The organism is Sphaerisporangium sp. NPDC088356 (genome assembly GCF_040685555.1).
Classification (GTDB): Bacteria; Actinomycetota; Actinomycetes; order Streptosporangiales; family Streptosporangiaceae; genus Sphaerisporangium.
Genome location: NZ_JBFBIK010000191.1, coordinates 1 through 8,424 on the forward strand (window position 1 = coordinate 1; position 8,424 = coordinate 8,424).

Below are 8,424 nucleotides of genomic sequence, written 5' to 3' on the forward strand. Positions count from 1 at the left end.
CCGGAACAATGTGGGCATATGGCACAAAAGGGATGCCGGGAACCGGCACCTGATCGCCGATCAGTTGGTGACGCGGTAGACGTCGTAGACGCCCTGGATGTTGCGCACCGCCTTCAGCACGTGACCCAGATGCTTGGGATCGCCCATCTCGAAGGTGAACTTGCTTACCGCCGTGCGGTCACGGGAGGTGGTGACCGAGGCGGACAGGATGTTCACGTGCTGGTCGGACAGCATGCGGGTGACGTCCGACAGCAGGCGCGGCCGGTCGAGCGCCTCCACCTGGATGGCCACCAGGAACACCGAGTCGTCGCTGGGCGACCAGCTGACCTCGACCAGGCGGTCGGGCTCGGACCTCAGCTGCTCGATGTTCGGGCAGTTGAGGCGGTGCACCGACACGCCGTGCCCCCGGGTCACGAAGCCCACGATGTCGTCGCCGGGCACCGGGGTGCAGCAGCGCGACAGCCGCACCCACACGTCGGAGTCGCCCGCAACGATGACGCCGGCGTTGGTGCCGGTGCGCGGCCTGCCCCGCAGCTTGGTGGGGACGGCGGCCTCGGCGATGTCCTCCTCGGCGCCCTCGACCCCCCCGAGCGACTGCACGAGCTTCTGCACGACCGCCTGAGCGGCCGTGTGCCCCTCTCCGACGGCCGCGTACAGCGCGGAGACGTCGGGGTAGCGCAGGTCCCTGGCGAGGGCCAGGAGGCTCTCTCCGGACATCAGGCGCTGCAGCGGGAGCCCCTGCTTGCGCATGGCGCGGCCGATGGCCTCCTTGCCGGCCTCGATCGCCGTCTCGCGGCGCTCCTTGGAGAACCACTGGCGGATCTTGTTGCGCGCCCGGCCGCTCTTGACGAACTTCAGCCAGTCACGGGACGGGCCGGCGTCGGGCGACTTGGAGGTGAAGATCTCCACCGCGTCGCCGTTGCTCAGGCGCGACTCCAGCGGCACCAGGCGGCCGTTCACGCGTGCTCCTATGCACCGGTGCCCGACCTCGGTGTGCACGGCGTAGGCGAAGTCGACCGGCGTGGCGCCCTCTGGAAGCGCGATCACCTGGCCGCGCGGCGTGAAGACGAACACCTCCGACACCGACAGGTCGAACCTCAGCGACTCGAGGAACTCGCCCGGGTCGGCGGTCTCCTTCTGCCAGTCGAGCAGCTGGCGGAGCCAGGCCATGTCGCCGGCGGACTTCATGCGGGCCCCCGCCGGCCCGGAGGTGCCCATCTCCTCCTTGTACTTCCAGTGGGCCGCGACGCCGTACTCGGCGCGGTGGTGCATCGCGCGCGTGCGGATCTGCAGCTCCACCGGCTTGCCCTCGGGCCCGATGACCGTCGTGTGCAGCGACTGGTACATGTTGAACTTGGGCATCGCGATGTAGTCCTTGAACCGGCCGGGCACAGGATTCCATCGGGCGTGGATCGTTCCGAGCGCGGCGTAGCAGTCGCGGACCGTGTCGACCAGCACGCGGATGCCCACCAGGTCGTAGATGTCGTCGAACGCGACCTCGCGCGCGATCATCTTCTGGTAGATCGAGTAGTAGTGCTTGGGCCTGCCCTTGACCGCCGCGCGGATCTTGGCCTCGCGCAGGTCGGCGGAGACCTTCTCGATCACTTCCTGCAGGAACAGGTCGCGGCGCGGGGCCCGCTCGGACACCATGCGGGCGATCTCGTCGTAGCGCTTGGGATAGAGCATCCCGAACGCCAGATCCTCAAGCTCCCATTTGATGGTGTTCATGCCGAGCCTGTGGGCCAGCGGCGCGAAGATCTCCAGCGTCTCGCGGGCCTTCTGCTCCTGCTTGTGCCTCGGGAGGTAGCGCAGGGTGCGCATGTTGTGGAGGCGGTCGGCGAGCTTGATGACCAGCACCCGGATGTCGCGGGACATCGCCACGACCATCTTGCGGACGGTCTCGGCCTGGGCCGCGTCGCCGAACTTGACCTTGTCGAGCTTGGTCACGCCGTCGACGAGCAGCGAGATGCTCTCGCCGAAGTCGGCGCTCAGCTCGTCGAGGCCGTACGCGGTGTCCTCCACGGTGTCGTGGAGCAGCGCGGCGCACAGGGTCTCGTCGTCGGTGCCGAGCTCCGCGAGGATCGTCGCGACCGCGAGCGGATGGGTGATGTAGGGATCACCGCTCTTCCGCTTCTGGTCGCGGTGGTGGTAGGCGGCGACGTCGTAGGCACGCTCGATCAGGCGCAGATCCGCCTTGGGGTGTGTGGCCCGGACCGTCTTGAACAGAGGTTCCAGAACCGGATTCATCGCGCCACCCCATTGCCCCCCGAACCGGGAAAGCCTGCGGCGTACGGCAGGCGCCGGTTTCTCGTCCGTGCCTGCGGACATGGCTAAACCCGTTTCGTCCGCGGGCGCGGAAACCGGCTCAGGGGTGTCGGTCACTTCGGGCAAGGCCACATCACGGGGCACTCAGACTCCTCACGTCGAGTCCAGATTCTCCAGTGTATCCACGCTGGGGGCACCGACCTCGCGGGAGTGGATCAGACGACCACCAAAGCGCGTACATCGACGTCGCCCAAACGGTCGCGGCCCTTGAGGAAGGCGAGCTCCATCAGCACGGAAACGCCCACGACCTCGGCGCCTGCACGGCTGACCAGCTCCACCGCCGCCCGGGCGGTGCCGCCCGTGGCCAGCACGTCATCGACGATGAGCACGCGGTCGCCCGGAGCGAACGCGTCGCGGTGCACTTCGATGACGGCGGAGCCGTACTCTAGATCGTAGGACGCTTCGAGCGTCTCGGCAGGGAGTTTGCCCTTTTTACGGATAGGCACAAACCCCGCGCCGGCCTTGCAGGCGACCGGGGCGGCGAGGATGAAGCCCCGGGCCTCGATGCCGACGACCTTGTCGACGTCCAGTTCGTCGGCGAGCGCGTCGATCACGGCGGAGAACGCGGCGTGGTCGCCGAGCAGCGGCGTGATGTCCTTGAAGACGACGCCGGGCTTGGGATAGCCGGGCACGTCCCTGATCCTGCTGAGGATCGTCGTGGTCAGGTCGGTCATGCGGGGGTTCCTTCCAGACGACAGCGAAGCGCCCCCGTGATACCAGTGAGATCACGGGGGCGTCGCGGGGAACGCTGTTCTAACGCTTCTTACGCTTGCTCGCGGCCACCACGCCGTTGGACGAGCCCGGGGACGTGGAGCTCGCGGCGGCCGCGGGCTCCTTGCCCTTGGCGGGCACGGCGTTTCTGACGGCCGAGCCGCCCTTGTTGGTGGAGAGCCGCTTGGCGATCGCCAGGTACTTCGGCTCGCGCTCCTTGAGCCGCACGAGCAGCGGGGTCGCCACGCACAGCGAGGAGTACGTGCCGACGATCATGCCGACGAACAGGGCCAGCGACAGGTCCTTCAGCGTGCCCGCGCCGAACAGCGTGGTGCCGATGAACAGGATCGCCGCCACCGGCAGGATCGCGACCAGCGAGGTGTTCAGCGACCGGATCAGCGTGTGGTTCAGCGCGTTGTTGGCGGCCTCGGTGTAGGTCATCTTGGAGGTCGTGCCGAGCTTGGCGGTGACCTCCTTGATCATGTCGAACACGACCACCGCGTCGTACAGCGAGTAACCGAGGATCGTGAGGAAGCCCAGCATGGTCGCCGGGGTCACCTCGAACCCCGACCAGGCGTACACGCCCGCGGTGATGACCAGGTCGTGGATCAGCGCGACCACCGCGGCCAGCGCCATCTTCCACTCGAAGGCCAGCGTGAGGTAAAGGATGATCGCGATCATGAAGACGATCAGGCCGATGACGGCCTTGTTGAGGACCTCACCGCCCCACGTCGCGCCGATGATCTGCTTGCTGACCTGGTCGCCCGGGATGTTGTACTTGTCGGAGATGACGCTCTGGACCCGGCTGACCTCGCTGACCGGGAGGCTCTCGGTGGTCACCCGCCAGCGGGTACGGGTGTCCTGGACGATGACCTGGTGGACGCCCGCGCCCTCGACCGTGGACCGCACGTCCTGGATGGAGGACGACGGCGACTTGGCGAAGCTGAAGACCGAGCCGCCCTTGAACTCCACGCCCAGGTTGAGCCCCTGGATGACCAGGCCGGCGATGGAGATGAGCAGAAGCAGCCCGGACACGGTGGACCAGAGCTTATAGCGCCCGACGAAGTCGATGTCGACCTCGCCGCGGTACAGACGGCGCCCGATCACGCCGATGCGCGACATCAGCCCTCCTGCGTAACGGTCGTGCGGGCGTCGGACGGCTCGCGGCTCATGCGCTCGGCGTCCAGGCCCGACAGCTTGTGGCCCTTGGCGAAGAACGGCAGCTTCGCCAGCGCGGCGACGAACGGCTTGGTGAACAGGAACACCACCATGATGTCGATCAGGGTGGTGAGCCCCATGGCGAAGGCGAACCCGGCAACGCCGCCGACGGCCAGGAAGTAGAGCACCAGAGCGGCGATGAACATGACCGCGTCGGCGATCAGGATCGTGCGCCGGGCGCGAACCCAGGCCACCTCGACGGCCACCCGGAGCGAGCGCCTGCCTTCCTTCATCTCGTCACGCATGCGTTCGAAGTAGACGATGAAGGAGTCGGCGGTGATACCGATCGAGACGATCAGGCCGATGATGTGCGGCAGCGACAGGCGGAAGTTCGCGTTGTGGCCCAGCAGGACCACCGACTGGTAGGTCAGGATCGTCGCCACCCCGAGGCTCGCGACCGCGACAAGCCCGAGACCCCGGTAGTACAGCAGGGAGTAGAGCACCACCAGGATGAGGCCGATGCCGCCCGCGAGCAGGCCGCCCTGCAGCTGGTCGGCGCCGAGCGTGGAGGAGACCTCCTCGATCGAGCTCTGGTTGAACTTCAGCGGGAGCGCGCCGAACTTCAGCTGGTTGGCCAGGTCGGTGGAGGTCTTCTGCGTGAAGCTTCCGGAGATGCGGGCCTGGCCGCCGGGGATGGGCTCCTCGATGACCGGAGCGGAGATGACCACGCCGTCGAGCACCATGGCGAGCTGGTTGCGCGGCTGCGGGGCGCTGGTGATCTGCCCGGTGATCTGCGCGAACTGGCTGGCGCCCTTGCTCTTGAAGTTGACCGAGACGATCCACTCGCCGGTGGTGGAGTCGACGCCCGAGGTGGCGCCGGAGACCTCGGTGCCCTTCACCGCGGCCTTCTCCAGGACGTACTTGGCGGTGCCGTCGTCGCTGCAGGCCACGATCTGCTTTTCGGGATCGTCCTGGACGCCCTGGCCGTGGTCCTTCCCGGTGCAGTCGAGAGTCTTGAACTTCTCGGCCACGGCGGGGTCGACGCCGGTGAGGTCGGCGCCTGCCAGCGGGTCCTCGGCGGAGGGGGCCGTCGGCTGGGCGCTCGGCTGGCCCGAGGCCGCCGAGGAGCTCGGCTCGGGAGTCGCCTTGCCGCTCGGCTTCGCCTTGTCGCCCGAGGCCGAAGGCGCGGGCGTCGGGGCGGTCAGCGCCGAGGACAGGGCCCGGCCGGCGGGCGTGCCGCTCGGCGCGGGGTTCGCGGTCGACGACGGCTTGGCCGAGGAGGTCGGCTTCGAGGAGCTCTTGCCCGTGGGCGCCGGGCTCCCGCTGCCGGACGGCGCCGGCGTCGCGGGGGCGGTCGGCAGCTTGCCGGGCACGGCGTTGGCCGCGGCCACCGCGAGCACTTGACGGAAGCGCAGCTCGGCCGTGGTGCCGACGCTCTTTACCACCTCGTCGGTGCCCGCGCCGCCCACGGAGATGATGATGTTGTCACCGGACTTGGCGACGTCGGCGTCGGCGAGGCCGGTGCCGTTCACCCGCTCACGGATGATGTTGACGGCCAGGTCGAGGCTCTCCTGGGAGGGAGCCGCGCCGCTCTGCGTGACCGGTGACAGCGTCACCGTGGTCCCGCCGGCGAGATCGAGTGCGAACTTCGGGACGAATGCCTTTTGAAGGAGCATCGTCGCGCCCATGGCGAGGATGAGTGCCAGGAGCGCCAGGAGCACGCGTCCCGGCCTACTCTGGCTGCTGGTCGATGGGGCCACTGGTGGTCAGTTCTTTCGTCAAGGGGTTTGCGGTGAGCCTACTCAGGACTTCTGATTAGTCGAGCCCTCGTCTCCCCTGTGCTCAGGGGTGTCGATCACCGTCTCGTCGGTGACGGTGTCCCGGACGCCTTCTCCATTGTCCACCGTCTCCTCCTCGACCGGCGTCAGCACGCGGCCGATGGCAGCCTTGGTCCACCGGGTCTCGACGCCGGGCGCGATCTCCAGGATCACGTCGTCGTCCTGGACCGCGGAGACGGTCGCGAACAGGCCGGTGGTGGTCATGACACTGGTGCCCGGCGTGAGGCTGCTCTGCATCTGCGCCTGCTCCTGCTGCCGCTTGCGCTGCGGCCGGATGAGCAGGAAGTAAAAGACCACGACCAGCAAGATCAGTGGCACGAACGATCCAAGGCCCTGCACGGGGCTTCCTTCCGGTTAAGAACTGACCGGCCTGGCGCCGGATGTCTGGCGACGAACGGCACGGCCACACTCTGATCATGTCAGCGTACACAGCCAGCCAAGCCACGGAGTTTAGGCGAGCTTGTCAAACCCCGGCAACGAACCCACGCTCCGGCACGCAGGAAAGTTCCCGTTGTCACCGATCTGTGACCAGCCGATACGGCAGGCTTGAAACTTTCAGCCGTCGTCGACGGGCGGGTCGCGCGACCACCGCCGGAGCAGGCGGTACGCCGGGCGGACGGGGCCGGACCAGGGGCGACGGTCACCGCGAGGCGACCGAGCCGCCGGAGATCGCTGTCAAGTCCATCAGTCAGGACGGGATCCGGCGGTCACGGTGACGCCCGGAGACCGGACGGACAGCCGAGACCGAATTGTCGCGAAGTTCCGGCTTCACGGGCTGAGATCGGGCTGAGATCAGGTCACCGGACCGGGATCGTCGAAGAGCATCGGGTGGCTCATCGCGCCGAAGGCGTCCGGCGGAGGGGTCATGCCGAGGTGGGCCCAGGCTGAGGCCGTGGCCACCCGGCCCCGGGGCGTGCGGGCGAGCAGGCCCTGCCGTACGAGGAAGGGCTCGGCGACGACCTCGACGGTCTCGGGCTCCTCCCCCACGGCCACGGCCAGCGTGGACAGCCCGACGGGACCGCCCCCGAACCTGCGAAGCAGTGCGCGGAGAACCGCCCGGTCGAGCCGGTCGAGCCCTTCGGCGTCCACCTCGTACAGGTTGAGGGCGGCCGAGGCGATGTCCCTGGTGATGAGGCCGTCGGTGCGGACCTCGGCGAAGTCGCGGACCCGCCTGAGCAGGCGGTTGGCGATGCGGGGCGTGCCACGCGAGCGCCGCGCGATCTCGTGCGCGCCCTCCTCGGGAAGGTCGAGCGACAGCAGGCGGGCCGAACGGCGCAGCACCTGCTCAAGCTCCTCGACCTCGTAGAAGTCCAGATGGGCGACGAAGCCGAACCTGTCGCGCAGCGGGGCGGGCAGCAGGCCCGCGCGGGTCGTGGCGCCCACCAGAGTGAACGGGGCGATCTCCAGCGGGATCGCGGTCGCCCCCGGCCCCTTGCCCACCACGATGTCGACCCGGAAGTCCTCCATGGCGAGGTAGAGCATCTCCTCGGCGGGGCGTGCCATGCGGTGGATCTCGTCGATGAACAGCACCTCGCCCTCGGACAGGGTCGACAGGATCGCCGCCAGGTCGCCCGCCCGTTCGAGCGCGGGCCCGGAGGTCAGCCTGAGGGGCATGCCGAGCTCGGCCGCGATGATCATGGCGAGGGTGGTCTTGCCGAGGCCGGGCGAGCCGTTCATCAGCACGTGGTCGGGCGGCCGGTTGCGGCGCACCGCGCTTTCGAGCACCAGGGAGAGCTGCTCGCGCACCCGGCCCTGGCCGATGAACTCGCCCAGCCGCTTGGGACGCAGCGCCGACTCGATGGCCTGCTCGTCGCCCTCGGCGTCCGGCGACACAAGATCTCTCTCCAGGCTCATACAGGGCCCCTATCGCACGCTCAGGGCCCGCAGGGCCGCCTTCAGCAGCGCCGCGACCGCAGGGGTGCGCCCGGCGGCCAGCTCGGCGTCGGCCTCGGAGGAGACGATCGCGATCGCCTCGTCGGCGTCCCTTGAGGAGTAGCCGAGGCCGACGAGGCCGGAATGCACCTGCTCGCGCCACGCGGGCTTCTTGGCCTGCCCGTTGAGCGCGGCGGCCACGGCCGCGTCGGGCGTGCCGAGCTTGTCCTTCAGCTCCAGGATGATGCGCTGCGCGCCCTTCTGCCCGATGCCGGGGACCAGGGTGAGCGCCTTGACGTCGGCGCTCGCGACCGCGACCCGAAGGGCGTTCGGCGCGTGCACGGCGAGCATGGCGAGGGCGAGCCTCGGGCCCACACCCGACGCGGTCTGGAGCATTTCGAAGACCGCGCGCTCGTCGTCGGTGCCGAAGCCGAAGAGCGTCAGGGAATCCTCGCGGACCACCATCTGGCGTTCGCGGTGGTGAGGGTGGCGGCCCGGAAGATGAAGACGGCATCCGGGT

The 8,424-nt window shown here is 68.7% G+C and carries 7 protein-coding genes; all 7 read right to left on the reverse strand.

Annotated elements, in window-relative coordinates; translation table 11 throughout:
- Positions 1-60: 60 nt before the first annotated feature.
- A complete protein-coding gene (locus tag AB0O34_RS35170) occupies positions 61-2,247 on the reverse strand; it encodes a bifunctional (p)ppGpp synthetase/guanosine-3',5'-bis(diphosphate) 3'-pyrophosphohydrolase (RefSeq protein WP_363923042.1) in 2,187 nt (728 codons plus the stop codon).
- 233 nt (positions 2,248-2,480) lie between these two features.
- The gene (locus tag AB0O34_RS35175; protein WP_363923044.1) at positions 2,481-2,999 is read right to left on the reverse strand and encodes an adenine phosphoribosyltransferase; all 519 of its coding nucleotides are present in this window, start codon (positions 2,997-2,999) and stop codon (positions 2,481-2,483) included.
- A gap of 79 nt (positions 3,000-3,078) precedes the next feature.
- On the reverse strand, positions 3,079-4,158 hold the full coding sequence (secF, locus tag AB0O34_RS35180; RefSeq protein WP_363923046.1) for a protein translocase subunit SecF: 1,080 nt from the start codon (positions 4,156-4,158) through the stop codon (positions 3,079-3,081).
- Positions 4,158-5,915, reverse strand: a complete 1,758-nt coding sequence (gene secD, locus AB0O34_RS35185) for a protein translocase subunit SecD (RefSeq protein WP_363923048.1) — start codon at positions 5,913-5,915, stop codon at positions 4,158-4,160. The genes secF and secD overlap by 1 nt, the downstream gene beginning before the upstream one ends.
- A gap of 81 nt (positions 5,916-5,996) precedes the next feature.
- The gene (gene yajC / locus AB0O34_RS35190) at positions 5,997-6,350 is read right to left on the reverse strand and encodes a preprotein translocase subunit YajC (RefSeq protein WP_363923050.1); all 354 of its coding nucleotides are present in this window, start codon (positions 6,348-6,350) and stop codon (positions 5,997-5,999) included.
- Between the two features lie 474 nt (positions 6,351-6,824).
- On the reverse strand, positions 6,825-7,886 hold the full coding sequence (gene ruvB / locus AB0O34_RS35195) for a Holliday junction branch migration DNA helicase RuvB (RefSeq protein ID WP_363923052.1): 1,062 nt from the start codon (positions 7,884-7,886) through the stop codon (positions 6,825-6,827).
- Between the two features lie 9 nt (positions 7,887-7,895).
- Positions 7,896-8,424 (reverse strand): Holliday junction branch migration protein RuvA (gene ruvA / locus AB0O34_RS35200; RefSeq protein ID WP_363923054.1); only part of this gene is annotated, 529 nt, incomplete at its 5' end.